Source organism: Microbulbifer agarilyticus S89 (assembly GCF_000220505.1).
Classification (GTDB): Bacteria; Pseudomonadota; Gammaproteobacteria; order Pseudomonadales; family Cellvibrionaceae; genus Microbulbifer; species Microbulbifer agarilyticus_B.
In genome coordinates, this window is the sequence record NZ_AFPJ01000028.1 from 167,066 (window position 1) to 193,115 (window position 26,050).

Here is a 26,050-nt window from a genome sequence, read left to right on the forward strand (position 1 = left end):
CGACCAGGCACCTAACAGGCACACAGCAAGCACATAAATAGGGCGCCGCGAACAATATTCGCAGCGCCCTTTTTATTTGTGTCCGCCTGTCCTCTTCGCTGGCAGCGTCAGCGAATACGCGAGGCCTGCAGCTTCACATCCGCATCCCGCCAGGCCTTGTTGAAGCGCGCCTCGATCAATTCTGCCTGCTCGCCTTTGTCCTGTGCACGCAGTGCCTGGGCCAAGCCAAACAGCGCCCAGCCGTTATTTGGGCGCCGATCCAGGTCCTGCCAGTAGACCGTTTCCGCCTCGGCGGGACGGCCGGCTTCCAGCAGTACCGCTCCCAGCGCCAGGCGCGGCGGATAGTGCCATTCGGCAGGCTCGGTATACACCAGGCCATCCTCGAGAAGAATGGCCCGGCTCAGGTGATTGACCGCAGTCTCGTAATCTTTGCGCGCGGCCGCGAGTTCCCCAGCGAGCACCTCCGGCGCAATCGCGAGTACCTGCTTGGCGGTATTGGGCGAAAACATCGGGTAGTCCAGCGCCGGATCGGCGGCGAGTTTCTGCACCTGTGCCAACTCTTCCTGTGCCTTGTTCAATTGGTCTTTGGCGATAAACGCGAGCCCGCGCACATAGTGCCAGGCGAGGGTGAGGAATGGGTCCGCCGGCGGTTGCGGCAGCGCCAGCACCTGATCCCATTTGCCAAAGCGCGCCAGTGACCAGCAGGGCAACACGCGGAAGCTCGCCAGCATCGGCATCGCTTCCAGGGTTTCATCGGAAATCTGCTCGGCAGTTTTGTTCGCCGCGCCGATGGCCTCGCCGCTGCGCCCCAGCGCGGTATTGGCGAACCACAGGAAGTGAATGTTGTGCGGGTAATACGCCATCGGGTAGATACCCTGGGCACGACACTGGGTAATGTAATCCTCGTCCGCGGCGATCGCGCGCTCATTTGCTTTTACCGCATCTGCGTAGCGCCCCACCCGCTGGTAAATGTGTGCCGGCATATGCACCAGATGCCCGGCACCGGGGACCAGGTTCTGTAGCTTATCCGCAGCCTGTTCCGCGCGTTCCGGATTGTTGGTGGGCTCGATCAGGTGGATATACAAGTGCAGGGCGCCGGGGTGCTCCGGATTTTTGTCCATCACCTGTTCCAGCAACTCGACGATTTTTTCGGTGCCTTCGTAGGGAGTCCCATCGCGCATCCAGTAATTCCATGGGCGCAGGTCCATCATCGACTCGGCATACAGGGTGGCGATATCCAGGTCGTCCGGGTACTGCTCGACGACCTTGCCCATGGCCTCCGCATACTTCTTATCCGCTGAGCTGCGGTCCGCGGCATCACCGGTGTAGCGGGTAGCCAGCGCATCGATCAGCGCGCGCTCGCGCTTATCCACACCGCTGCTTAAAGACTTTGCTTTCAGCGCCAGCGCGCGCGCCTTGGGTTCTGCTTCCGGGTCCATGGGCGCGTTAATGTTGGGACCCAGCACCAGTGCCTGGCCCCAGTAGGCCATGGCGCAGTCCGGATCCAGGCGCGCCGCCTCGCGAAACGAGCGGCCGGCTTCCGCATGGTTAAATGCGTAGGCCAGATTCAGGCCCTGATTGATGTACTGCTGCCCCTGCTCGGAGGCGCAGCTTACCGGGAAGGTATGTTTACCCAGATTCTGCAGGCGCGGCGCAATGCTGCCGGTGGGCGAAGGCTTATCACCGCCTGCGGGCTCACGGTAGTGTTTGTGGTGGGGGCGCGCCTCCTGCTTTTCCGCAGGTGCGCTGGTGGTGGTGCTGCTGCTGGTGGGAGTCTCGGCTTCCTGGGCAAAGCTGTGCGTAAAACCTTGCACGGCAATGAGCAGCAAAGCACCAAGGGCTGAAGCGAGATGGGATCTTTCCATGGGCTCTCTCACTGGTTTAACAGGATTGAGAGAAGCCTATGACAATCCGGGCATGGCTCCACCACAGGAAGTTGCAAAGCCTGCCGGATTTTGAACTACACGCGCACGGTCTGTGACGTACGCCGTTACGCGTCGGACAATGCCTTTTTCTGCAGCTCGATCAGCTCCTTGATACCCGCCTTGCCCAGCGCCAGCATCTCGGCAAACTGCTGCTCGGTAAACGGCGCACCCTCGGCGGTGCCCTGCACCTCGATCATGCCACCGTCTTCCGCCATCACCATATTCATATCGGTATCGGCGTGGGAGTCCTCCGGGTAGTCCAGGTCCAGCACCGCCTGGCCTTCATAAATACCCACGGAAATTGCCGCCACCATATTTTTCAGCGGATCGGTGTCGATAATTTTTTCCCGCTGCATATAGCGAATGGCATCCACCAGCGCCACGCAGGCACCGGTAATCGACGCGGTACGCGTGCCACCATCTGCCTGGATAACGTCACAGTCGAGGGTAATCTGGTGCTCGCCAAGGGCCTCCAGGTCCACCGCCGCGCGCAGGGAACGGCCGATCAGGCGTTGAATTTCTACGGTGCGTCCGCCCTGCTTACCGCGCGCCGCCTCGCGGCCCATACGGGTACCAGTGGAGCGGGGCAGCATGCCGTACTCCGCAGTAATCCAGCCACTGCCCTGACCGCGCAAAAAGCGCGGCACTTCTGCCGCCACAGAGGCGTTACACAGCACCTTGGTGTCGCCGAACTCCACCAGCACAGAACCCTCCGCGTGGCGGGTATAGTTGCGGGTGATGCGCACATCGCGCAGTTGTTCTGGTTTGCGGCCGCTTGGTCGCTGCATATCTCACCTCTTTAGAATCATCGTTAACTTGCAAGCCCGGCATTATAGCCATCAAAGCACACAATCACCCTGTGCTATGATTTGCCGCTCATTTTCCAACACGTATGCTCAATTAGAGCATTTCTGGAGCACGGCAGTATGGCCAATAACAAAGTGCGCAGCATGACCGCTTTCGGGCGTGCCGAGGTAAATTACTCCACCGGTACCGCCGTATGGGAAATGCGCTCGGTGAACCATCGTTACCTGGAACCGCACTTCCGCCTGCCGGAAGCTGCCCGCGCACTGGAACCTAAACTGCGTGAACAGCTGCGCAAAACCCTGAACCGCGGCAAGCTGGAAATGACCCTGAACCTCAGGGCCGTGAGCGGCGAGGCTGCGGCGATTGAAGTAAATCAGCCACTGGTCGAGCAACTGCTGGCGGCGGCCAAGCAAGTCTCACCGGGTCTTGGCGGTCTCGACAGCCTGCCACTCAACCCCATGGAAATCCTGAAATGGCCGGGGGTGATTGCCGAACCGGAAACCGATGCGCAGGAACAGGCCAACGCCATCCTCGACGGCTTCAAGCAGGCGCTGAAACAGCTTGTGGAAAACCGCGAGCGCGAAGGCGCCGAACTCGCCGGCTTTATCGAAGCCCGCCTCGCTGGCATCAACGACCAGGTCACCACCGTGCGTGCGCTACTGCCGCAGATTCTGCAAAACCAGCGCGAAAAACTGAAAACCCGGCTGGAAGAACTGCTCGAGGAAATCGACAAGGATCGAATCGAGCAGGAAATCGCGCTGCTCGCACAAAAAGCGGATGTGGATGAAGAGTTGGACCGCCTCGACGCCCACATCACCGAGACCCGCCGGGTACTCAAAAACGGCGGCCCCATCGGCCGTCGCCTTGACTTCCTGATGCAGGAATTCAACCGCGAGGCCAACACGCTTTCATCCAAAGCGATAGTAACTGACACCACTCAGGCTGCGGTGGAGCTGAAGGTATTGATCGAGCAGATGCGCGAGCAGGTGCAAAACATCGAGTAAAGCTCGATCACACAACCTGGCCGCGAGCGCGCCTTGAGCTGCGGCCAGTGCGTGGAATCCGCATTTCAGACTGCATCGATTATTCTCGTCACCATTTAACTACCACCAGGCTGAATTTACCTCGACTGACCGCGCCACTTGTGGATAAATATGCATATCCGCAAATATAGATAAGTTCGAGGTCAGCTGTGCTATGCAATGATGTTTACAGTGATGAGTATTCCATCGGTGTGGTTGCAGGTACCGCGACAGATACCCGTTTTGGCCTCGATTTTCTCGCTGCCCGCCAGATAGTGGGGCTGGGCATCTCCCTTTCTGCCTCACCGCAGGCGCAAACCCAGCTGCAGGCGCTGGAGCGGGGCGCTCTCACCCAGAAACTGATCAATGCGATTGAGTCACTGCAGCAGCAGGGTGCTGCGGCGGCGATGATCTACTGCAACTCACTGTCTGGCGCGGTGGACCTGGATACCGTGCGCGCGACGGTGTCGATCCCGGTGGTCTCACCGCTGGACGTGTATGCGGAGTTGACCCAGCGCTATCGCAATTTTGGGCTGCTCGCCGCCAACTGCCAGAGTTGCGCCAACATCGAGCGGGAAATCCTACTGCGCAACCGCAGTGCCAAGGTCATCGGCATCGGCAACCTGCAGATTGTGGAGGATATTGAGGACGGGGTATCGCCGGCGGAGTTGGTGCAACAGCACGCGCTGGATGACCTGGCGGCGGCGCTGGTGAAAAGCGGCGTGCAGATCCTGATTCTCGGCTGCACCCACTTTGACTATTTCTACGATGAATTGCTTAGCCACTGTGACGGTATCAAACTGTTCCTGCCATCGGAGCGCATGCTGGCATTGCTCAAGGCACAGGCCCTCGCAGCGGCTTAATCCTGCCACTGCGCAGGCCCATCTTGCACCGCTTAATAAGCCTTACCAGATCGTTTGGCACTGTACGATTGCATAGCTAGAACCATTCCGGTTGCATCGCAAAGCTGGTGCCATCAATTTCTCCCACCAGCTGCGACCAATGGTAGATTTTTGGTAATTCCGAGCGGAAGAAAAATTGCATCGCCTGCAGTTTTCCGCGATAAAAGTGCTCATCTTCTGTGTGCGGACTGGCGCGGATCCCTCTGTCGGCAGCGAGGCCCTGACGCAGCCAGATCCACGCCACCACAATATGCCCGAACATCTCCAAATAACTGACCGAGTTGGAGAAAACCAGATCGATATTTTTCTCCGCGGTGGCACCAAGCACCACAGACGTGGTTTGTTGCAGCTCCGCAACAGCCGCGTGTAACTGCTCGGCAAACAGGCTCAACTCGGTATCGCGCGCGCTTTCGATGGTGCCCTGTATTTCCGCGAGCATTGCCTGGTAACCGGCAAAGTTATTCATCGGCACCTTGCGCCCGAGCAGGTCGAGAGACTGAATACCGGTGGTGCCCTCATGAATCGGGTTCAGGCGGTTATCCCGGTAAAACATTTCCACCGGGTGTTCATTGATATAGCCGTGGCCACCCATAACCTGAATCGCCAGGTTGTTGGCCTTGGGTCCGTATTCCGAAGGCCAGGTCTTAATAATCGGGGTCAGGAAATCGAGCAGGGTGTGCGCCTGCGTGCGGGCTTGTTCACTTTCTGCGGTTTTTGCGTCGTCGGCCAGCTGGCTACCGAGTAGACACAGGGCATAGGCACCTTCGGCATAGGCCTTCTGCGCGAGTAGCATGCGACGCACATCGGCGTGCTCGATAATCGGAATGGGCGGAGATTGCGGGTCTTTGTTTCCCAATAGCCGACCCTGGGGGCGCTCGCGTGCATAGTCGAGGGAATACTGGTAGCCGGTCAGCGCGGTGAGGGCGGCACCGGTGCCCACCATAATGCGTGCCTCGTTCATCATGTGGAACATATACATCAGTCCCTTGTTTTCTTCGCCCACCAGATAGGCCTCGGCGCCGCCGTTTTCACCAAAACTCAGCGCGGTGGAGGTGTGCCCGCGACCGCCCATCTTGTGGAACAGGCCGGCCAGCGCCACATCGTTGCGCTCGCCGAGACTACCGTCTTCTTTGAGCAGGAATTTCGGCACGATAAACAGAGAAATTCCCTTCACGCCCTTGGGCGCACCCTTAACCCGTGCCAGCACCAGGTGCACAATATTTTCACTGAGTTCGTGGTCGCCGCCGGAAATAAAAATCTTGTTGCCGGTGAGTCGATAACTTCCATCCGGTTCACGCGTTGCTGTGGTAGTGAGGTCCGCAAGCCCGGAACCGGCACCAGGCTCGGTCATCGCCATGGTGCCCATAAAGCGTCCCTCGCGCATGGGACGCACCCAAGTGTCGATCTGTTCCGGGGAACCGTGTGCCTCAATCAGGTTGGCATTGGCATCGGTCAGAGAAATATATCCCAGAGTGGTACTGGCCACGGCCGACAAATGCGCCTGGGCTGCGTTGGAAACGATGAGTGGCAATTGCATACCGCCACTTGCAAAGTCACTGGCGGGCGCGGCGAGACCCGCTGCAATCACTGCGTCCAGTGCCGGTTTGATTTCGGGAATCAGGTGTACCTTGTTGCCATCGAACGTCGGCTGGTGGTTATCCACCTTCTGGCGGATCGGCAGAAAGTGTTTCAGCGCAACCGTCTTGCCGGTAGCGATGGCGGCATCAAATGTCTCGCGGCTGTGTTCGGCATAGCGCGGACGCGCGGTTAGGGATTCCGCATCAAACAGTTCGTAGAGCATGAATGTGAGATCGCGTTCGCTGAGCACTTGTGCTGGCATAAATCACCCAATTTTTATAAGCCGGACCGGTTGCGGATTGTTTCGGACAGCATTTGCCCGCAGTTGGGTATTGTTGACCCTGTTGATAGACTCGGCCATTACCTCTCAGGTCAAGTTTGGGCTAGGTCAAATTCGGCGGCCCTGCGGCACGCATTATCGTGGTGAATTTCTTTTCGGCGGCAATATGAGCGATACAGCCTATCCAGCTTTTGGGCACCTCTTGCGTTTTTGGCGCCAGGTGCGCGGCATCAGTCAAGAGGCCCTGGCACTCAACCTGCAATCCTCAACCCGCCACATCAGCTTTCTGGAGAATGGCAGAGCGCGCCCGAGTGAATCACTCGTCGCCGCGGTCAGTGAGGCGCTGCAGCTCGGCGAGCGCGACAGCAGTTACCTGCGGTTGGCGGCAGGATATCTGGCGTGCAGCCAGACCGTCGACTTTACCACAGCGGAATTCAAATGGTTGCGCAAGGCGACGCTGCTTACCCTTAAGGCGATGGACCCCTACCCGGCGGTGCTCATGGATCGCTACGGCCGACTGCTGATGGTCAATCGCAGTTGGGTAGCCTTTTATCGAGAAGTGGTCAGCGAGAAGGAGCTGGCCGGGGTAGCAAACTATTTCGAGTTTTTATTCCGGCCACCAGCAGAGGGCGCCGCCCAGGAATCCTGGCGGCACATGCTGGCAATGATTCTTATGTATGCGCAACAGGAAGCGCTGCTGACCAATGATCCTATTTACCAAGGGATGGTGCGTGAGCTAGCGAACCACGCGGATGTGCCAGAGGACTGGGCTGAGATTGCGTCACGCCTGGAACCCATGACCAGCTACCGGGTACAACATTCCTATAAAGGCAAGCATATGCAGTTTTTCAACGTAAGCCTGAATGTGGGTGCGGTGGGGCCGGCCTCTTATGTATCCGAACCGCGCCTGGCCATTAACACACTCTATCCTGAAGATGACGCGCTTGACCTGAGTCAGACAATAAGTGCCGACCTCACGCACCCCTTACTTTTCTACTAGCGTACTAATCCAGTCAGGCTTTTTTAAAGTAAGGATCAACACGTCCACGCAAACCATGCAGGGTGCCCATGAATAAAGCTGAAAAAATTTCCGCGCTTGCCATCCCCGTCATACTGGCGCTTGCGGCGGGCCTGGCCGCACTACTGTCGTCGCACAGTGTCTGGTTTGCCGGCGCACCCTTGCTGGTATGGATGTTTGTATTGGCATTCGTCATACAGTGGCTGGTTTTCATACCCTCTTTTCGCAAACAAACCGAGAAATTTTTTGATCTGACCGGCAGCGTGACCTATCTCAGCGTGGTGCTGGTGCCGCTGTGGTTAAACCCAGAGTCATCGTCGCGCGCCACACTAGTGGCAGCGCTGGTTGGCCTGTGGGCGCTGCGCCTGGGTTCCTTTTTATTCTTCCGTATTCGGAAAGATGGCAAAGACCGTCGTTTCGATGAGATAAAACCATCATTTATGCGCTTTCTCATGGTATGGACGCTTCAGGGGTTGTGGGTCAGTGTTACCGCCTGTTGCGCGCTGGTGGTGCTTACCAGTAAACACAGCGAGCCACTCGGTATGTGGGCGCTGGCGGGAACACTGGCGTGGTTATTAGGCATGACCATCGAAGTGGTCGCCGATACACAGAAATCCCGCTTCAAAGCCAATCCGGCAAACCGGGGCCGCTATATCGATAGCGGCTTGTGGGCCTGGTCACGGCACCCGAATTACGCCGGCGAGATATTACTGTGGACCGGTATCGCACTGATTGCAGTGCCAGTGCTGCAAGGCAGCCAGTGGGCGGCACTGATTTCACCGGTTTTCGTCTTTGTCCTGCTGCGCTATATCAGTGGTGTGCCGATGCTGGAAAAACGCGCCGACGAAAACTGGGGTGACCAGGCAGACTACCAACGCTACAAGGCGCGCACCCGCCTGTTGTGGCCAATACCCACGCGGGCGCAATAACCACGCACATTGGACGGAGAGTGCATACGCGCAGGCCGCGTTAACTGGCATAATCCCGCGAATGCTTTCCGATACCTCTTTGAAGCGTGCCCTGCTGATTGCCAAGCAGTGGCCCGAACCCGCCTCCACAGCCGCCGGCCGGCGCACGCTGGATATTCTCGACCTGCTCGCCGAGGCGGGCTACGTCGTGGAAATTGCCAGCCCTGCGCAGCCCACGCCCTTTCAGGCAAAGTCCGGATACGGCGAACATCAGATCGAAGTGAACGAGTCCAGTTTTGATGACTGGGTGCGCCAGCTGGATCCGACGCTGGTGATTTACGATCGCTTTATGATGGAAGAGCAGTTCGGCTGGCGGGTGCGCGCGCAGTGCCCCCGGGCAATGACCATTCTCGATACCAGCGATTTTCATAGCCTGCGCGAAGCGCGCCATCAGGCAGCAAAAACCGGCGAAGCACTCAACCTGTTCCATGCGAGCGCGGAACGTGAAATCGCGGCCATGGCGCGCTGCGATCTCACCGTGATGATCTCCCAAGTGGAAGTGGACCTGCTCCAGCAGCACTTCTGCCTGCCGGATTGGCAACTGCACTACCTGCCGTTTCTGGTGCGGGAAATGCCAGACCTCGACACACTGCCGGATTTCGAACAGCGCGGGCACCTGGCAATGATCGGCGGCTTCAAACATGCCCCAAACCGCGATGCGGTGGCGTGGTTTGCCGAAGCCATATGGCCGCGGGTGCGCGCTTTACTGCCGGAGGTGGAGTGCCATGTGTACGGTGCCTACGCCGACCATGCCATGCAGCGTTTCCACAAACCAAAGACCGGGCTGCGCATTGTCGGGCGTACCGACGATGCACTGGCGACTTTGGCCCGCTATCGCCTGAACCTGGCGCCACTGCGGTTTGGCGCGGGCCAGAAGGGCAAGATTCTCGATGGGTGGCTGTCCGGTACGCCCACCGTGACCACCCCCATCGGTGCGGAATCCATGGCGAGCACGGATGCCTGGGGTTACCCGGTGAGCGACTGCCCGGATACCTTTGCTTCAACCACCGCAGAGCTGTATCAAAACAAGGCGGCGTGGCAGCAGGTGCGTAATGCCGGTACCCGGGCTCTCGCCAGCGGATTTAGCTACGCGGATCATGCGCCGGAATTTCTCGCACGCATCGAAGCCATTGCCGCGGACCTGGAGGCGCATCGCAACCGTAATATCTGGGGGCGCATCCTGCGGCGCACCGAACACCGCGCCGAGGAATTTATGAGCCGCTGGATCGAGACAAAAAACAAATTGGCAGATAGCAACTAAGTCATTGCCGCTGCGACAAAACAACTAACCAACCATGCGCCTATTCGCTCCCGTCACCATCATCGCCATCGCCCAGTTGCTGGGTACCTCGCTGTGGTTCAGCGCCAATGGGGCGGCGGACGACTTAATGGCGAGCTGGCAGGTGACCGCAACGGATATCGGCTGGTTAACGAACGCGGTGCAGGCCGGGTTTATTCTCGGCACCTTGGTACTCGCGCTCGGCGGTATCGCCGACCGCTTCCGCGCAAGTCGGCTTTTCGTCTTTAGCGCACTGGCCGGAGCCCTGTTCAACGCCTGCTTCGCCTGGTTGGCGCATGATATTTTCACTGCGCTGGTGTTGCGCTTTTTCGTGGGTATTTGCCTGGCCGGTATTTACCCGGTGGGTATGAAGCTGGTGGTGAGCTGGGCACCAGAGCGCGCCGGTGCCGCGCTGGCACAGCTGGTGGCCATGCTCACCCTTGGCACAGCGCTGCCGCACGGTTTGCGCGAGCTGGGTGCGGACGTGCCCTGGCAGTGGATTATTTCCGCCTCTTCAGTGCTCGCGATAGTCGCTGCACTGCTGATCTTGCGGCTCGGTGATGGTCCGCATCTACCCGCACCCGTCAGCGCCAATCACAGCTCCCGCACCAAGCACTTTGCCACACCCGCGGTGCTGCAGGCATTCCGCATTCCGCGGTTTCGCGCGGCGGCCTGGGGTTACTTCGGACACATGTGGGAGCTGTATGCCTTCTGGACGGTGTTACCACTACTGATTGCGAGTGTCGGGCTGGCAGACGTATTCCAAGAGGTGGGGTTAGACGTTGGGGTAGCCGGCCTGTCGTTTGCCTTTATTGGTATTGGTGCGCTGGGCTGTATCGTCGGTGGGCTGCTATCGCGTCGCGTGGGCAGCAGCGTGGTTGCGATCACCGCGCTGATCATTTCCGGCTGCTGTGTGCTGATTTTTGCCCTGTTGTGGGATCGATTGTCGGCGGTTTGGCTGGTGGTACTGTTTTCAATCTGGGGGGCATCGGTCATCGCCGATTCGCCACAGTTTTCTGCGCTGTCGGCGAGCGCCTGTCCGCGGGAATTGGTAGGCGCCGCACTGGCGATCCAAAACTCCATCGGCTTCGGTATCACCGTCATTTCCATTGCTGCGCTCAGCCAGCTGATTGCAGTCACCGGCCCGACTGCCGTTTGGCTGTTGTTGCCTGGACCGGTACTCGGTGTTTGCGGGTTTCTCCTCACCCGGTGGCGCGCGCGCCAAATCTGAACGCGCTCTTAACTCATCTCCAATACCTACCTCTGCCCTCGAGCAGCCGCCGGTGCTGCAAAAGCGCCGCGATAGATTCGGCGCCCGCGGGCGAGACCTCCGTCACACCCACCCGGCAAACAGATACGTACGTACCAATTTCAACCTAAATTTGGCGCGAAAACCAAAGACTTGTCTCAATATCGCGCTGAGGTCGAAACAAATCTCCTCGTCACACCCTTGCCACGGATTACGATGCGACACCATTGCATCGCCGATACCGCGGCCGCTGCCCAGGAGTTCCGCAGTGCTTTAGCGGCGGCTGTACCCAGCTTCGTCGATAAAAATAATGAAGGAGAAACTCGCAACAATGAAACTATTCAATCTATTGGCGCGGAGTGTGCGCACATCCGGACGCGCCGGTGTCACCGCACTGCTGCTAAGCGCCGGCCTGAGCACCAGCTTTTCTGTGCAGGCGGTCGAACCGGAGCTTACCGCCACCAGCGTGGCCCCGCAGGAAATGGTCACCGACCGCATCATCGTGAAATACAAGAACACCGCGGCCGGAGCCAACAGCCTTGCCATGTCGCAAACCGCCATCGACCGTGTCGCGCGCACCGCCGGCCACCGCTTCAAACATATGCGTCGCCTCGCAACCGGTGCCCAGCTAATGAAACTTGAGAAGCGTGCGAGCAAAGCGGAAATGAACGCGATTATTGCGCGCCTGCAACAGGACCCGCAGGTGGAATACGCCGAGCCAGACCGGCTGATGCGCCCCATGGCCACCCCCAACGACACCAACTACAACCAGCAGTGGCACTACTTTGAATCTACCGGCGGGCTCAATCTGCCGGCGGCCTGGGATGTGACACAGGGGGAGGGTGTTGTGGTTGCGGTGATCGATACCGGTTACCGCCCGCACGTGGACCTGAATGCAAACCTGCTGCCCGGTTACGACATGATTTCCGACACCACCGTGGCGCAAGACGGCAACGGCCGCGACAGTGATGCCAGCGACCCCGGCGACTGGTCGCCAGCGGGTGCCTGTGGTCAGGGTGAGCCGGCGCGCGGCAGTAGCTGGCACGGTACCCATGTGGCCGGCACCATTGCCGCGGTAACCAACAACAACACCGGTGTTGCCGGCGTCGCCTACAAGTCGAAGATTGTTCCCATCCGGGTACTGGGCCGCTGTGGTGGTTATACCTCGGATATTGCCGACGGCATCATCTGGGGCGCCGGTGGCAATGTAAGCGGCGTACCCGCCAATGCCAACCCGGCGCAGGTATTGAACCTCAGCCTGGGTGGCGGCGGTGGCTGCGATACCACCACCCAGAACGCCATCAATACCGCACGCAGCCTCGGTACCACTGTGGTGGTTGCGGCGGGTAACTCCAATGCTAACGCCGGCAACTTCAGCCCGGCGAGCTGCTCCGGTGTTATCACCGTGGCATCCACCACCCGCGCCGGCAGCCGCGCTTACTACTCCAACTACGGCAGCGTGGTGGATGTAGCGGCCCCGGGTGGCGAAACCGCGACCAGCAGCAACGGCGTGCTTTCCACACTGAACAGCGGCTCCCAGGGCCCCGGCAGCGACAACTACGCGTTCTACCAAGGCACCAGTATGGCGGCGCCGCATGTGGCGGGTGCGGCAGCACTGTTGTATGCGGTAGACGGCGGAATTACGCCGGATGAGGTGGAAGCCAATCTGAAAAGCACCGCGCGCAGCTTCCCCGGCTCCTGCAGCCAGTGTGGTTCCGGCATCGTGGATGCAGCAGCGGCAGTGGCGGCAGCCAATGGCGGCGGTGGCGGCAATCCGGACCCGGGTGACGGTGCACTCAGCAACGGCGTGGCTGAAACTGGCCTGGCGGCAAGCTCCGGGCAGGAACTGCGCTATACCCTCGAAGTACCGGCCGGCGCCAGCAACCTGAGCTTCCAGATTTCCGGCGGCAGTGGTGACGCGGACCTGTACGTGCAGTACGGCAGCCAGCCGACCACTGGTAGCTACGAGTGTCGCCCATACCTGAACGGTAACAACGAGACCTGCTCCATCAGCAATGTGCAGGCGGGTACCTATCACGTGATGGTGCGCGCTTACAGCACCTTCTCGGGGGTGAGCCTGGTGGGCAGTTTTGACGAGTCGGGGAATGGCGGCGGCGGTGCTACCGGCTGGACCGAATCCAATGTATCCGGCTCTGCCAGTGCCTGGCAGCACTTCACCCTGGATGTGAACAGCGGCATGAGCACGCTGGAAGTATTGATGAGCGGTGGCAGCGGCGATGGTGACCTGTATGTGCGCTACGGCAGCCAACCCACCACCAGCAGCTACGACTGCCGCCCCTATCGCTGGGGCAACAATGAAAGCTGCAGTATCAGCAACCCGCAGTCGGGCACCTGGTACATCAGTATCCGCGGCTACAGCGCCTATTCGGGCGTAACCCTGCAGGCGGAAGCCGCACCCTGAAGTAAATAATAATTACCGCTGAATCCGAATTACCCCTCCTTGATTGGCCGGCATTTGCCGGCCTTTTTTGTTTACGCAGCGCAAGATTCGCGGGGCGGGGCACCGCTCGCCGTCACACCTGAGCGCTGGGCAACACCAAAAACACACGGATTTCGAAATCCGGTCTCTCAGGACATTGCTCACCCCGCGCCCTGTGGCAAGATTGCCTGCAAGTCACAACAAAGATAATCATACCGACGATTTCCGAGGTGCCCGTGGGACTGATCACCGCTGCCATTCCATTTTTTCTGCTCGCCGTACTGCTCGAGCTCACCCTGGACCGCTGGCGCGGCTGGGGCCTGTACCGTCTCAACGATGCGCTTGGCAGCCTGAGCGCCGGTATCTTGAGTCGCCTGCTCGGGTTGCTGCGGGTGGGATTGCTGATGCTCCTCTACATCCCGCTTTATCAGATGCTAGAGCCCACCTACCAGAGCCTGGGCATCCACTGGTCGCTGGATAACCCCTGGCACATCGCCCTGGCGGTAATCCTGTACGACTTCTGCTACTACTGGCGACACCGCATTGCCCATGAGATCAATATCTTCTGGGCGGAGCACCTGGTGCATCACCAGAGTGAGGAGTACAACCTGACTACCGCGCTGCGCCAGTCCAGTGACTTTCTTCCCATGTCGTGGATGTTTTACCTGCCGCTACTGCTGGTGGGGATGCCCCCGGAAGTGCTGCTCACCGCCGGTGCCATCGACCTGATCTACCAGTTCTGGGTGCACACCCAGAAGTTTCCCAAGATCCGCTGGATGGAATGGATCCTGGTTTCACCGTCCAACCACCGCGTGCACCACGCCCAGAACAAGGTGTATGTAGACCGCAACTATGGCGGCGTGTTGATCATCTGGGACCGCCTGTTCGGCACCTATCAGGAAGAGCTGGACGACGAGCCCTGCATCTACGGTGTGCGCAAGCCGCTCAATACCTTTGACCCGTTCGCCGCCAATCTGCAGCACCTGAAGCGCATGTGGCTGGACGCGCTGTACACCAAGAGCTGGAAGGAAAAACTGACGCTGTGGTTCCGCGCCACCGGCTACCGCCCGGCGGATGCCGAAGCAGCGATGCCCGTCCCCAGCAGTGACCTGGACAACTTCCAGCGCTTCGACCCGCAAATCAGTCGCGGCGTGCGCTGGTATGCCTTGGCCCAACACCTGGTTTATTCCGCCGCTACCCTGGCGCTGCTGCAGTACAACAGCCTGCTGGGCTTTGGCAGCAGCGCGCTGCTCGTGGCGATGATGGTGGCCGGACTGGTCCTGAATGGCCGCATCCTCGACGGTAATCCGCGCACCCGCTACTGGGAACTGGGTCGACTGGCGGTGCTCGCCGCGGCGATTCCGCTTATGCCACCGCTGATCTGGGCCGCGGTTGCCGGCTACTGCCTGGCCAGCGCGACACTCTGGTGGTGGTTGGTTTTTAGCGACAAAGACGATACAGTCACGCCCGTTAGTCATTAACGCAAGGAATCCGCAGTAGCCCGCCTTCCCCAAAGGCATGGTTGTGATTCCGCAGGCACCTCGACCGGCTTCGGGAACCCTGCCTCCCCGTGGCAGGCGGACCGGAAAAGCCCAACACTTTGCCCCCAGCACCGGTCGGGGTTCGCCTGTTTTGCATTCCCCGGGTGGTCCCCGGTGCGCTCCGCGCCCGTTACATTCGCTCCAAGGCCGTGACATTCGCTCCGCGGCGCTCGCATTCGCTATAATCCCCGCCCATCACCCCACTTACTCACACTGCAGCAAGGTTCGCCGTGTCCACAGGTACTCTCTATACGGTCTCCGCGCCCTCCGGCGCCGGTAAAACCAGTCTCGTCAAAGCGCTGATCGAGGCCGATACTCAGGTCACGGTGTCTGTGTCACACACCACCCGGCCCATGCGCCCCGGTGAAATCGACGGCATCAACTATCATTTCGTGGACCACGACGGCTTCGCGAGCATGCTGCAGGAAAATGCGTTCCTCGAGCACGCGCAGGTATTTGAGAATTTTTACGGCACGTCCAAAGCGTGGGTGGAAGAAACCCTCGCCAGTGGTCGCGACGTGATTCTGGAAATCGACTGGCAGGGCGCGCAGCAGGTGCGCAAGCTGATGCCCCAGACGGTGGGTATTTTCATCCTGCCGCCGTCGCAACAGGCACTGCATGAGCGGCTGACCGGGCGCGGCCAGGATGACCAGGCGGTGATCGACAAGCGCATGGCCCAGGCGATCGACGAGATGTCCCACTACGTGGAGACCGATTACCTGGTGATCAACGACGATTTCACCACCGCGCTGAATGAGCTGCGCGCAATCATGGTGGCGGAACGGCAGCGGCTGGCACGGCAGCAGGAGCAGCACGCAGGTCTGCTGCAATCCTTACTGCGCAAGCAAGCGTAAAAAAGGTCAGTTAAACAACGCGAAGAACGCATTGTTCGATTTGCGTACACCGCGCGGTCCGGTAGAATAGTCAACCCCGTCCGCGTCGGGCCGACCGACCAGACAACAGAATTTGTCCTTTTGCCCGCACGCGGGCAAACCCAAACTGGAACAGAGATTTTATGGCACGTATTACCGTTGAAGATTGCCTCGACCACGTAGACAACCGCTTTGAGCTGGTGATTGTTGGCAGCAAGCGCGCTCGCCAGATCGCTACCGGCGGCCGCGATCCGATGGTTGCGGAAGAAAACGACAAGCCCACCGTAATCGCCCTGCGCGAAATCGAAGAGGGCTTCGTTGACGCCAGCATCCTGGACGAGCCGGAAGAAGAACCGGTACAGGCCGCTTCCCCGGCGCCGGTATTCCTGTCCGAGCAGGACCTATAATCCCGATTCCACGTATTAATGCAGGATTTGCAGGAAATCTAAGAGGCGAGCGCGGCTTTGCACACGATCGATAGTCTGGCCCATCGCCTCTCGTCCTATCTTCCCCCCGATCAGATCCAGTTCGTCCGCCGCGCCTACTTCTACGCGGAGCAGGCCCATGAGGGCCAGGCACGGCGCTCTGGCGAGCCCTACATCACCCATCCTCTCGCAGTTGCCACCATTCTCGCGGGCATGCACATGGACGCCCAGAGCCTGGCCGCCGCCATGTTGCACGATGTCATCGAAGACACCGGCATCCCCAAAGCGGCGCTGGCCGAGCAGTTTGGCGAGGAGATTGCGGACCTGGTGGATGGGGTGTCCAAGCTGACCCAGTTTGAGACCGACAGCCCGGCGGAAAAGCAGGCGGAGAACTTCCAGAAAATGGCCCTGGCCATGGCGCGGGATATCCGCGTGATTCTGGTGAAGCTCGCCGACCGCCTGCACAACATGCGCACCCTCGGCTCCCTAAAGCCCAGCAAGCGCGCGCGCATTGCCCGCGAGACCCTGGAAATCTATGCGCCCATCGCCAACCGCCTGGGCATGAACGATGTGCGGATCGAATTCGAAGACCGCGCCTTCTTCGCTATCTACCCACTGCGTGCCAGCCGTCTGCGTGCCGCGCTGGTTGCCGCCCGCGGCAACCGCAAGGAGCTGCTGGAAAAAATCCAGAACGCCATTGAGCTGCGCCTGGAGCGGGAGAATATCGACGCACTGGTAATCGGCCGTGAGAAGCACCTGTTCAGCATTTACCAGAAGATGCGTTCGAAGAAGAAGTCGTTCAAGGAAATCATGGACGTCTACGCCTTCCGCATCATCGTCGACAGTGTGGACACCTGTTACCGCACCTTCGGGGTTATCCACAACCTTTACAAACCGGTCATCAGCGAGTTCAAGGACTACATCGCCATCCCCAAATCCAATGGCTACCAGTCGCTGCACACGGTGCTGCTGGGTATGCACGGGGTGCCGATCGAGGTACAGATCCGCACCAAGGAAATGGACGAGATGGCCAACAGCGGTATTGCCGCGCACTGGCTGTACAAGTCGTCTGGCGACGAAGTACTGAATACCGGCGGCACCAGCCAGGTACGTGCGCGCCGCTGGGTGCAGGGCCTGCTGGAGATGCAGCAGCGCGCCGGCGACTCACTGGAATTTATCGAAAACGTAAAGATCGACCTGTTCCCGGACGAGGTTTACGTGTTCACGCCCAAGGGCAAAATCATCGACCTGCCCGCCGGCGCCACCGCGGTGGACTTCGCCTATTCGGTGCACACCGATATCGGCAATTCCTGTGTGGCGGTACGCATCAACCAGCGCCTGGCGCCGTTGTCGCAGCCGCTGGAGAGCGGCCAGAAGGTGGAGATTCTCACCAGCAAGAATGTGCAGCCGAACCCGAACTGGCTAAATTTCGTGGTGACCGCGAAAGCGCGCAGTGCCATTCGCCACTACCTGAAGCACCAGCGCCATCACGATTCCATTGCCCTTGGCCAACGCCTGCTGGAAAAGGCTTTGACCAAGTTCGACCTCAAGCTCTCTGACCTGACCAAGGAACAGATCAAGCGCGGGGTGAAAGAAGCCCATTACGAGAGTTTCGAGAACCTGCTGGAGGAGATCGGTCTCGGCAACCGCGCGGCATTCTCCGCGGCCAAACTGCTGGTGCCACCGGGTACCACCGAGACCGAGGCGAGCAATATTTCCTCGCCGCTGACCATCGATGCCCAGGAGGGCATGATGATCAGTTTTGCCCGCTGCTGCCGCCCAATTCCCGGCGACACGATTATGGGACACATCAGTTCCGGCAAGGGTGTGGTGGTGCACCGGGATACCTGTCGCAATGCGGCGGAGTTGCGCGAGCATCCGGAAAACATCATGGCGGTGAACTGGTCACCGGATGTAAAAGGCGAGTTCCTTGGCGATGTGCGGGTGGAGGTGGAGTCCGAGCGCGGCATCATTGCCCGCCTGGCGACGCGTATTACCGAAGAGGGTGCGAGCATCGAGCAGATCCATGTGGACGAGAAAGATGCGCAGCACAGCACCATTGCCCTCACTCTGGAAGTGACCAACCGCGTGCACCTGGCGCAGGTGATGAAACGGCTGCGTAACTTGCCGGCGGTGATCAAGATCGCGCGGCCCTGATTTTCAGGCTCCTACATCCCTTTGCGGTCAGTATTCTGCTGGCCAGCTCCCTCTTCAATAGGTGCTGATCGCTTCCGCCTGGGTCCGGCCCGTCACGGGTGCCCATCCGCCAAACAACCTGTCGGCAATCGTTTGTCGGATGGGCACCCGTGACGGGCCTTCGTGGTTGGTTTGGGCTTGGGGTTTTTTGCGGATGTGGATTGCGTGGTTGTTGTGAAATTCGCGCGGCTTTTGCGCGAATTTTCTCAGTTTGTGGATGAGTTCCGCATATCGCATTCTGGTCCTTTGCGCCGCTCCCCAAGCCTACAAAACCGCGCTATATTCTCCCGCTTCCTTTTTTCAGTAAGTAGGCCCCAATAGGGTCAGGAGAGGTCATCCATGCCCAATCGCGCCGTGATAAAAACCGATAAGGCACCGGCAGCAATCGGCAGCTATTCCCAAGCGGTCAAGGTCGATAACACTATTTACTTGTCCGGTCAGATCCCGCTGGTCCCGGAAACCATGGAACTGGTATCCAACGATTTCCGTGAGCAGGCGGTGCAGGTATTTAAGAACCTGCAGGCGGTGTGCGAGGCCGCGAACGGTACCCTGGATGACCTGGTAAAGCTGAATCTGTACCTCACGGACCTGAGCAATTTCGCTACCGTCAATGAAGTGATGCAGGAGATGTTTACCAAACCATTCCCGGCGCGTGCGGCGGTAGGCGTGAGTGAACTGCCCAAGGGTGCGCAGTTCGAGGCGGAAGGTATTCTTGTGATCTGAGGGATTGCCGCGCGCCGCTCGGGAGGGGCGGCGCGAGCTTGTGAATCAATCGTTTTCCAGCAGGGTGCGGTAGCCGGCGCGGTAATCCGGATACAGCATTTCATAGCCGCTATCCAGCATGCGCTTGTTGCTCAGTTTCTTGGAGCGACGTTCGCTGGTGGCCACTTCTTCGCGCAGGTGCGCGCTGGTATAGCCCATCGACTTTGCCAGCCAGCTCTGTAGTTCGTACATGGGTACCGGGGTGCAGTCCGCACCGATATACAGTTTTTCCAGCGGCATGCCTGTTTTCTGGCCCTCGATCAGGTGCGCCAGAAAACCGACGGCGTCGTCCACGTGAATGCGGTTGCTGAACTGGGGCGGTGAGGGCGGTGCACAGCGGCCGGCACGCACTTGCGAAAGCAGGCGATCGCGGCCGGGGCCATAGATACCGGCAAAGCGCACCACACAGGTTTCGGTCACACTTTGCTGGGCAATTTTTTCCGCGGCCAGCAGTGCTTCACCCTGGAAGCTGCTTGGCATGGGTTGGGAACGCTCATCCAACCACTGGTCACCACTCTGGCCGTACACACGGGTAGAAGAAACCCACAGCAGCAGGCGCGGAGGCTTTTCCATATCCGCGAGGGACTGGCGCAGGCAGGTGGCGGTTTCGACATAGGCGCGCTGGTAGGCCTGGGGGGTGCTGGCGCCGGGGGTGAAGGTGGCGATGACAATGTCGGCACCCTGGCTCAGGTGGCGATGGATATCCTCAGTCTTGGTAGCATCGCCGCGGCGCCAGTTGACGACGTCCGCGCGGCGCTTGCGTGCCAGTGCCTGTAGCGGATTGCGCCGCACGCCAAACACATCGTACGCCTTGCGATCCAACTTCAGTGCGAGGCGTGTCCCCAGATCGCCGCAACCGAAGATCCAGACTTTTTCCTTTGCCATAACCGCTTGCTTTTTCCCCTGGGTACCGAACGCCGGTCCCAATATCGTTCGCGCTTCACGCTGGTGGGCGCGATTAGAATTATACGTCGAAACTGTTCGCTCAACTGCACGCCGAACTGCATGCCCGACGGTATGTCGAACTGCGATGAACTTTCAGTCAGATTAGCTATTTATAGCCCGTTCTGCGGACAAAATCTGTGAACGGGGCCCGCTGCTAATCGGGGCCCCGTACCAAATAGACGAATGAGGCTTCGTCACCCTCGGGATTTCACCATGCGATAGATAAACAGCAAGATAACTGCACCCACTACCGCGGTAATAATACTACCGAGAGACAGGCCGCCGGTGGTGCCAAGCCCGACGAAACTACCGACCCAGCCACCGATAAACGCGCCTACGATACCGATGACCATGGTGACAATCCAGCCGCCCGGGTCTGGCCCCGGCATGATCCATTTGGCCAGCGCGCCGGCAATAAGTCCGAGAATAATCCAAGATAAAATTCCCATAGCGATCCTCCGCTTGCAGTAATTTGAACGCTTGCCTTCCATGTATAGTAAAAAAAGCGCCACATTGCCGGTGCGGTGCGCAAGTTAATAGCAAAAGTTACTATTCATAAACCTGCCTAATAGCATTTTTTTCTAGATTGTGACATTTACACAATGGCCCGGCGGTTTTGCTGGCCGCCGGGGGGTGTTTATGAATAAACTCTATCGCCTGGATTTATCTGATTGCGTTTACCATGACACTGAACGAGCTCCGATACATCGTTACCCTGGCGCAGGAACAGCATTTTGGCCGCGCGGCGGAGCGCTGCTTTGTCAGCCAGCCCACCCTGTCCATTGCGGTGAAAAAGCTGGAGAAAGAACTCGGCGTAGCCCTGTTCGAACGCTCCAAGACCCGGGTGCAGGCTACGCCACTAGGAGAGCGTATCGTCGCGCAGGCGCAGCTGGTACTGGAACAATCCGCCGCCATCAAGGATATCGCCAGCGCCGGTAAGGACCAGCTCAGCAGCCCTCTGTCGGTGGGCGCCATCTTTACCATTGGCCCCTACCTGTTTCCCCACTTTATTCCCCAGCTGCAGCAACGGGCGCCGCAGATGCCGCTGTATGTCGAAGAGGGTTATACCTCGACCCTGCGCGGAAGGCTGCGCAAAGGGGAGCTGGACGCGGTAATCATCGCACTGCCATTTACCGAGCCGGATGTGGTAACCCAGCCGCTCTACGACGAGCCGTTTGTGGTACTGATGCCCTCGGACCACCCGCTGGCAAAATACGAGGCGCTGACCCCGGACCAGCTGTGTGAAGACAACGTATTACTGTTGGGTGAAGGCCACTGCTTCCGCGACCAGGTTCTGGAAGCCTGCCCGCAGCTGCAGCAGTCCATCGAGAAAGAAGCCGGCAGCGGGCATATCCGCACCGCCGCCGACGGCAGTTCCCTGGAAACCCTGCGCCATATGGTAGCGTCACGCCTGGGCATCACGGTGTTGCCGCTGTCTGCCGCCGCCGCCTCGCAATACGCCACCGGCGTGCTGGTGACCCGCCCGTTTGTCGCCCCGGCACCGCAACGCACCGTGGCGCTGGCATGGCGCGCCAGTTTTCCCCGGCATCGCGCCATCGACATGCTGCGCGACGCCATCAACCAGTGCCAGCTGCAGAGTCCGTGAGCCAGCCGCAGAATCCTCCGCAAAAACCCCTGGCAGAAATTCCCGTCACCGCGCTCAAGGGTGTCGGCGCCAAACTCGCGGAAACCCTCGCCAAACTGCACATCAGCTCCCTGCAGGACCTGCTGTTTCACCTGCCTGCGCGCTACCAGGACCGCACTCGAGTGGTACCGCTGGCAGGCCTGCGCCCGGGCATGGACGCCGTCATCGAAGGTGAAGTGCGCGCAGCGGACGTCATTTTCGGGCGCCGCCGCAGTCTCGCGGTGCGCATTCAGGACACCACCGGCAGCGTGACGCTGCGCTTTTTCCATTTCACTGCAGCCCAAAAAAACCGCCTGGCGGCGGGCACGCGCGTGCGCTGCTATGGCGAAGCGCGCCGCGGCAGTGCCGGCATCGAGCTGTATCACCCGGAAACCGAGGTGCTCAGCGAGACCACATCCCCCAACGCGGAAACCCTGACCCCGGTGTACCCGCTGACCGAAGGACTGGGGCAGGGGCGCCTGCGCGCACTGATCGGCCAGGGCCTCGACTGGCTGGCCCAGGGCAACGTGAGCGAACTTTTGCCGGCCCAGCTGTTGCCGCAGGCAATGCAGCTGCCGCTGGTGGGTGCACTGATGTATCTGCACCAGCCACCGGCAGATGCTGACCTCGCCCAATTGGCCGAGGGCCAGCATCCGGCACAACAGCGGCTGGCGCTGGAGGAACTGCTCGCGCACCACCTGAGCCTGCTGGAGTTGCGTCGTAACGGCGCCCAGGTTGCCGCACCACCGCTAGCGCCGAATGCGGCGCTGGAGCGGGATTTCCTTGCGCGTCTGCCATTTACGCCCACCAACGCCCAGCAGCGGGTGGGCAGGGAAATCGCCGATGACCTCGCCACCACTACCCCCATGATGCGCCTGTTACAGGGCGACGTGGGCGCCGGCAAAACGCTGGTCGCCGCGCGCGCGGCGCTGCAGGCGATCGGCGCCGGCCACCAGTGTGTGGTGATGGCACCCACGGAAATCCTCGCCGAGCAGCACCGCATTAACTTCAGCGGCTGGCTGGAGCCACTGGGTATTACCGTGGGCTGGCTCACCGGTAGCATGAAGGTCGCGGAAAGACGCGCGCAACTGGCGGCAATCGAAAATGGCGATGCACAGTTGATCGTCGGCACCCACGCGCTGTTTCAGGAAGGTGTGGAATTCCACCGCCTGGCGCTGGTGATCATTGATGAGCAGCACCGCTTCGGTGTGCGCCAGCGCCTGCAGTTGCGCGAAAAAGGCGCGGTCGAGGGCGAGACTCGCACCCAGCCCCATCAGCTGATCATGACCGCCACCCCAATTCCCCGTACCCTGGCCATGTCCGCGTTTGCCGACCTGGACTGCTCGGTGATCGACGAGCTGCCACCCGGACGGCAGCCGATCAATACCGTGGCCATTTCCAATGAACGCCGCTTTGATGTGATGGAGCGAGTGCAGGGCGCCGTGCGCGAAGGCCGACAGGCCTACTGGGTATGCACCCTGATTGAAGAGTCCGAGACCCTGCAGGCCCAGGCCGCAGAATCCACCGCCGAGGAACTGGCGGACACCTTGGACGGCGTGCGCGTGGCACTGGTGCACGGGCGCATGAAGCCGGAAGCCAAAGAGCTGGTGATGAAGGCCTTCAAGGCCGGCGAGGTGGATTTACTGGTGGCGACCACGGTAATCGAAGTGGGCGTGGATGTGCCCAATGCCAGCCTGATGATTATCGAAAACCCCGAGCGCCTGGGGCTCGCCCAGCTGCACCAGTTGCGCGGCCGGGTAGGGCGTGGCAGCATCGCCAGCCACTGCGTGCTGATGTATTCAACGCCACTGTCCGCCAACGGCCGTGCACGCCTGCAAGCTCTGCGCAGTCACTCGGATGGCTTCGCCATCGCCGAGGAAGACCTGCGCCTGCGCGGCCCGGGAGAGATCCTCGGCACCCGCCAGACGGGCGAGATCCAGCACCGTATCGCTGACCTGCAGCGGGACGCCCACCTGTTGCCGCAGGTGCAGCGCATTGCCGCGGCGCCACAGTTGAGCGAAGAGGCGCGCTCAGCGCTGGTGCGCCGCTGGTTGCACAACAAGCCGCGCTTTGCCGAGGCCTGAGTGCAGCCTGGGCCCGGCCCCCAACTCCCGTCTACCGACACCGATTTCCGCTACTGCTTTCTATTACTGGCTTTCGTCGCCGCTAGTGCTGTCCCGACAGTCAACCATCATTGCTGGGACCAATTAGTCACTTCGGGTCACTAATATTTTTGCACTCCTCCACCGGTGGTGGCAGCCTCATTGTTAGGGCAATTTGCCAGCCCCGGGCCGCTAGCCCGTTCCTACGATAAGAGTCCACGGGCACTGCACCCGCGACACCCATATTTGCATAGCGAACACCTGAAAGAATCAGGTGCAGGAGTCAGCTGAATGAGTCAGCGCAACATGTTCAACAGCGCAGCCTTCACCCAGCCCAGCGGCACCGTACAACGTCTCGCCAGCCTCGGCCTACTGCTGTGTACCAGTTTATGCGGGCTCTTGGCGCATGCTCAGGAGCAGCCCGTCCTCAATGTCACTCTCGCCAAAATCGAAGTGGCGGCAGAGGTACCCACACCGCTGCAAGGTAACGACTTCGAAAGCCTGCTCGCGCAAGCCACCAACGGCGGCGGCGTATCGGCAGCCAAGGAATCTGCCAGCCGCGAGTTCAGCGAGTATCTGCAGGCGCGCCTCGACCGCGCCCTGCGCGAATTCTTTGCCGATGAAGAGATTCCCCTGCGCAGCGATAACCACTCACTGATCCTGTTTAACTTTGTGGATATTTCCGTGGTCAAGCAGCTGAGCGGCCTCAAAACCAAGGGCGACGTGGAGATCGAGCGCGGTAACCTCAGCGCCAGTGGTGATTACCTGCTACGCCTGCAGGCCCCGGGGGAGCGGGTATTGAGAGAAAAACGCCTGGACATTGCCAACCTGCGGCTGAAAGGCAAGTACCAGATCAAGACCTCCCTGTACGGGGACGAAAACGAGGACAACACCGGTGAGCAACTGCAGCGCATGGCAGACCAGCTGGTGAAACGCATCCTCGACCGCATTGAGGACGACCTGGAAGCGGATGCGCTGCTCGAGCTTACCGGTCGCAGCTAATCCCAACTGACCCCAACCCACCCCATTAAGCCGGAACTAACATTGCTCGCCACCACAGAGGGTGGTGGTGAGCCCCTCCACTCTGGCTGCGCTTACCCCATTTATTGCACCCTCGCCGGGAACTACCTCACAACCCCCAGCGTGCCTGACGCACAGGTCACGAAATATTTTTGCGTTTGTCGACAATAAATGGCAGCTTGGTACAGACGTCTAACTTCACAAGGGCTAACCCTTGCCACGGCGTACACCACACACCTTCCCCGTATAAAAATAAAACAGGGAGCGATGTATGAGAAACCAAGCAATCCGCCGGCTGTTGGCTGCGGGCCTGTGCAGCCTGGCACTAGCCACAACCACTCTCGACCAGGCCATCGCCCAGGAGAGTTTCTGGGGCGGCAGCGACCACGTCCCCAGTCTCGTTATTACCCCCGGCAAAATCGCCATCGACGTTCCCATGCCCGTTTCCGGGGATATGCAGTTAATGTTGGCAATGGCCGGCAACGGCGGCGGGCTCGCCGAGCTCAAGCAAAAGGCGGTGCGCAGCTACACCCAGCATATCCATGGCGAGTTTGCCCGGGTGTTGTACGAATACCTGGAAGATGAGGAAGTGCCGCTGGTGAAGGAAAACGGCCTGCTGAACCTGGAAAACAATATCCAGATCCGGGTGGTCAAACACCTGAACAGCATCAAGCCCGGCAAAGAATTCGATACCGAGCGGGGGCTCGTCGCATTAAGCGGAGAGTTTCGCTTCACCCTCGCCGGGCGCAATGGCAACACCCTACGTGAACAGCGTATCGATATCGGCAAGCTGAAAATTACCGAAAAATATCGGGTCCGCAGTCATCTCGACGGCCGCGCCACGGAGGACAATACCGAGGAAGCCATCAAGGACGCCCTCACCGAAATGGTTGAGGAGCTGGTGGAGCGCATGGAAGACCACCTGGAGGCAGATGCGCTGCGCGATTTAGCCTCCGTTTGATCGCCGTTTCATCGTCGATACGGCAATAAAAAAAGGGCGAGACGCGCACGCGCCTCGCCCTTTTTCGCTGTTACAGGCCGGGTAACTATTAATCCAGACCTGTCAGGCCAACCACCTCAGGCGATGGTTGAGCG

General features: G+C 59.8%; 21 protein-coding genes. 16 read left to right on the forward strand and 5 right to left on the reverse strand.

Annotation, left to right across the window (positions count from 1 at the left end):
- Nucleotides 1-107: 107 nt before the first annotated feature.
- Together AS89_RS0108440 and rph are read right to left on the reverse strand one after the other, a co-directional pair.
- Entirely contained in the window at nucleotides 108-1,865 is a 1,758-nt protein-coding gene (locus tag AS89_RS0108440) for a tetratricopeptide repeat protein (protein ID WP_010132090.1), read from the reverse strand.
- Nucleotides 1,866-1,990: 125 nt separating this feature from the next.
- A complete protein-coding gene (rph, locus tag AS89_RS0108445) occupies nucleotides 1,991-2,713 on the reverse strand; it encodes a ribonuclease PH (protein WP_010132091.1) in 723 nt (240 codons plus the stop codon).
- A 138-nt stretch (nucleotides 2,714-2,851) separates the two neighbouring features.
- On the opposite strand from rph, the gene AS89_RS0108450 reads away from it, so the two are divergent.
- Complete coding sequence (locus AS89_RS0108450) at nucleotides 2,852-3,736, forward strand: YicC/YloC family endoribonuclease (protein ID WP_010132092.1); 885 nt, start codon at nucleotides 2,852-2,854, stop codon at nucleotides 3,734-3,736.
- A gap of 188 nt (nucleotides 3,737-3,924) precedes the next feature.
- Nucleotides 3,925-4,617 carry an aspartate/glutamate racemase family protein gene (locus AS89_RS0108455; RefSeq protein ID WP_010132093.1) on the forward strand — a complete coding sequence of 231 codons (693 nt, stop codon included), beginning with the start codon at nucleotides 3,925-3,927 and terminating at the stop codon, nucleotides 4,615-4,617.
- A gap of 76 nt (nucleotides 4,618-4,693) precedes the next feature.
- Here the strand turns inward: AS89_RS0108455 and AS89_RS0108460 are convergent, their stop codons facing one another.
- The gene (locus AS89_RS0108460) at nucleotides 4,694-6,496 is read right to left on the reverse strand and encodes an acyl-CoA dehydrogenase (protein ID WP_010132094.1); all 1,803 of its coding nucleotides are present in this window, start codon (nucleotides 6,494-6,496) and stop codon (nucleotides 4,694-4,696) included.
- A 184-nt stretch (nucleotides 6,497-6,680) separates the two neighbouring features.
- Here AS89_RS0108460 and AS89_RS0108465 point away from each other — a divergent pair, with 184 nt between their 5' ends.
- From AS89_RS0108465 to AS89_RS0108515, 10 genes are all read left to right on the forward strand, one after another.
- Nucleotides 6,681-7,514, forward strand: a complete 834-nt coding sequence (locus AS89_RS0108465) for a helix-turn-helix domain-containing protein (RefSeq protein ID WP_010132096.1) — start codon at nucleotides 6,681-6,683, stop codon at nucleotides 7,512-7,514.
- A gap of 68 nt (nucleotides 7,515-7,582) precedes the next feature.
- Nucleotides 7,583-8,461, forward strand: coding sequence for a DUF1295 domain-containing protein (locus AS89_RS0108470; protein ID WP_010132097.1), 879 nt, complete (start codon nucleotides 7,583-7,585; stop codon nucleotides 8,459-8,461).
- A gap of 61 nt (nucleotides 8,462-8,522) precedes the next feature.
- Nucleotides 8,523-9,761, forward strand: coding sequence for a glycosyltransferase (locus tag AS89_RS0108475; RefSeq protein ID WP_010132098.1), 1,239 nt, complete (start codon nucleotides 8,523-8,525; stop codon nucleotides 9,759-9,761).
- A gap of 34 nt (nucleotides 9,762-9,795) precedes the next feature.
- Nucleotides 9,796-11,010, forward strand: coding sequence for an MFS transporter (locus tag AS89_RS0108480; RefSeq protein ID WP_010132099.1), 1,215 nt, complete (start codon nucleotides 9,796-9,798; stop codon nucleotides 11,008-11,010).
- Between the two features lie 349 nt (nucleotides 11,011-11,359).
- Nucleotides 11,360-13,450 (forward strand): S8 family peptidase, encoded by a 2,091-nt coding sequence (locus AS89_RS0108485; protein WP_010132100.1) that lies wholly within the window; start codon nucleotides 11,360-11,362, stop codon nucleotides 13,448-13,450.
- Between the two features lie 254 nt (nucleotides 13,451-13,704).
- Nucleotides 13,705-14,949: a sterol desaturase family protein gene (locus AS89_RS0108490; protein WP_010132101.1), complete on the forward strand. Its 1,245-nt coding sequence runs from the start codon at nucleotides 13,705-13,707 to the stop codon at nucleotides 14,947-14,949.
- 290 nt (nucleotides 14,950-15,239) lie between these two features.
- Nucleotides 15,240-15,863, forward strand: coding sequence for a guanylate kinase (gene gmk, locus AS89_RS0108495; protein WP_010132102.1), 624 nt, complete (start codon nucleotides 15,240-15,242; stop codon nucleotides 15,861-15,863).
- A 161-nt stretch (nucleotides 15,864-16,024) separates the two neighbouring features.
- Entirely contained in the window at nucleotides 16,025-16,288 is a 264-nt protein-coding gene (gene rpoZ / locus AS89_RS0108500) for a DNA-directed RNA polymerase subunit omega (protein ID WP_010132103.1), read from the forward strand.
- A 57-nt stretch (nucleotides 16,289-16,345) separates the two neighbouring features.
- The gene (locus AS89_RS0108505) at nucleotides 16,346-18,463 is read left to right on the forward strand and encodes a RelA/SpoT family protein (RefSeq protein ID WP_010132104.1); all 2,118 of its coding nucleotides are present in this window, start codon (nucleotides 16,346-16,348) and stop codon (nucleotides 18,461-18,463) included.
- 378 nt (nucleotides 18,464-18,841) lie between these two features.
- Complete coding sequence (locus AS89_RS0108515) at nucleotides 18,842-19,225, forward strand: RidA family protein (protein ID WP_010132106.1); 384 nt, start codon at nucleotides 18,842-18,844, stop codon at nucleotides 19,223-19,225.
- A gap of 45 nt (nucleotides 19,226-19,270) precedes the next feature.
- Here the strand turns inward: AS89_RS0108515 and AS89_RS0108520 are convergent, their stop codons facing one another.
- Nucleotides 19,271-20,149 carry an NAD-dependent epimerase/dehydratase family protein gene (locus AS89_RS0108520; protein ID WP_010132107.1) on the reverse strand — a complete coding sequence of 293 codons (879 nt, stop codon included), beginning with the start codon at nucleotides 20,147-20,149 and terminating at the stop codon, nucleotides 19,271-19,273.
- Between the two features lie 254 nt (nucleotides 20,150-20,403).
- Nucleotides 20,404-20,658: a GlsB/YeaQ/YmgE family stress response membrane protein gene (locus tag AS89_RS0108525; RefSeq protein WP_010132108.1), complete on the reverse strand. Its 255-nt coding sequence runs from the start codon at nucleotides 20,656-20,658 to the stop codon at nucleotides 20,404-20,406.
- 233 nt (nucleotides 20,659-20,891) lie between these two features.
- Here AS89_RS0108525 and AS89_RS0108530 point away from each other — a divergent pair, with 233 nt between their 5' ends.
- The 4 genes from AS89_RS0108530 to AS89_RS0108545 all read left to right on the forward strand — a co-directional run bounded on the left by AS89_RS0108530 (nucleotide 20,892) and on the right by AS89_RS0108545 (nucleotide 25,916).
- A complete protein-coding gene (locus AS89_RS0108530; protein WP_010132109.1) occupies nucleotides 20,892-21,815 on the forward strand; it encodes a hydrogen peroxide-inducible genes activator in 924 nt (307 codons plus the stop codon).
- Nucleotides 21,812-23,917: an ATP-dependent DNA helicase RecG gene (gene recG, locus AS89_RS0108535; protein WP_010132110.1), complete on the forward strand. Its 2,106-nt coding sequence runs from the start codon at nucleotides 21,812-21,814 to the stop codon at nucleotides 23,915-23,917. The genes AS89_RS0108530 and recG overlap by 4 nt, the downstream gene beginning before the upstream one ends.
- A 309-nt stretch (nucleotides 23,918-24,226) precedes the next feature.
- Nucleotides 24,227-24,937 (forward strand): hypothetical protein, encoded by a 711-nt coding sequence (locus AS89_RS0108540; RefSeq protein ID WP_010132111.1) that lies wholly within the window; start codon nucleotides 24,227-24,229, stop codon nucleotides 24,935-24,937.
- 289 nt (nucleotides 24,938-25,226) lie between these two features.
- Nucleotides 25,227-25,916: a hypothetical protein gene (locus tag AS89_RS0108545; RefSeq protein WP_010132112.1), complete on the forward strand. Its 690-nt coding sequence runs from the start codon at nucleotides 25,227-25,229 to the stop codon at nucleotides 25,914-25,916.
- The last annotated feature ends 134 nt before the right edge of the window (nucleotides 25,917-26,050 follow it).

Coding starts and splice junctions, on each gene's coding strand:
- AS89_RS0108440 (WP_010132090.1), bottom strand. CDS start 1,865: ATGGAAAGATCCCATCTCGCTTCAGCCCTTGGTGCTTTGCTGCTCATT.
- rph (WP_010132091.1), bottom strand. CDS start 2,713: ATGCAGCGACCAAGCGGCCGCAAACCAGAACAACTGCGCGATGTGCGC.
- AS89_RS0108450 (WP_010132092.1), top strand. CDS start 2,852: ATGGCCAATAACAAAGTGCGCAGCATGACCGCTTTCGGGCGTGCCGAG.
- AS89_RS0108460 (WP_010132094.1), bottom strand. CDS start 6,496: ATGCCAGCACAAGTGCTCAGCGAACGCGATCTCACATTCATGCTCTAC.
- AS89_RS0108465 (WP_010132096.1), top strand. CDS start 6,681: ATGAGCGATACAGCCTATCCAGCTTTTGGGCACCTCTTGCGTTTTTGG.
- AS89_RS0108470 (WP_010132097.1), top strand. CDS start 7,583: ATGAATAAAGCTGAAAAAATTTCCGCGCTTGCCATCCCCGTCATACTG.
- AS89_RS0108475 (WP_010132098.1), top strand. CDS start 8,523: ATGCTTTCCGATACCTCTTTGAAGCGTGCCCTGCTGATTGCCAAGCAG.
- AS89_RS0108480 (WP_010132099.1), top strand. CDS start 9,796: ATGCGCCTATTCGCTCCCGTCACCATCATCGCCATCGCCCAGTTGCTG.
- AS89_RS0108485 (WP_010132100.1), top strand. CDS start 11,360: ATGAAACTATTCAATCTATTGGCGCGGAGTGTGCGCACATCCGGACGC.
- rpoZ (WP_010132103.1), top strand. CDS start 16,025: ATGGCACGTATTACCGTTGAAGATTGCCTCGACCACGTAGACAACCGC.
- AS89_RS0108515 (WP_010132106.1), top strand. CDS start 18,842: ATGCCCAATCGCGCCGTGATAAAAACCGATAAGGCACCGGCAGCAATC.
- AS89_RS0108520 (WP_010132107.1), bottom strand. CDS start 20,149: ATGGCAAAGGAAAAAGTCTGGATCTTCGGTTGCGGCGATCTGGGGACA.
- AS89_RS0108525 (WP_010132108.1), bottom strand. CDS start 20,658: ATGGGAATTTTATCTTGGATTATTCTCGGACTTATTGCCGGCGCGCTG.
- AS89_RS0108530 (WP_010132109.1), top strand. CDS start 20,892: ATGACACTGAACGAGCTCCGATACATCGTTACCCTGGCGCAGGAACAG.
- AS89_RS0108540 (WP_010132111.1), top strand. CDS start 24,227: ATGAGTCAGCGCAACATGTTCAACAGCGCAGCCTTCACCCAGCCCAGC.
- AS89_RS0108545 (WP_010132112.1), top strand. CDS start 25,227: ATGAGAAACCAAGCAATCCGCCGGCTGTTGGCTGCGGGCCTGTGCAGC.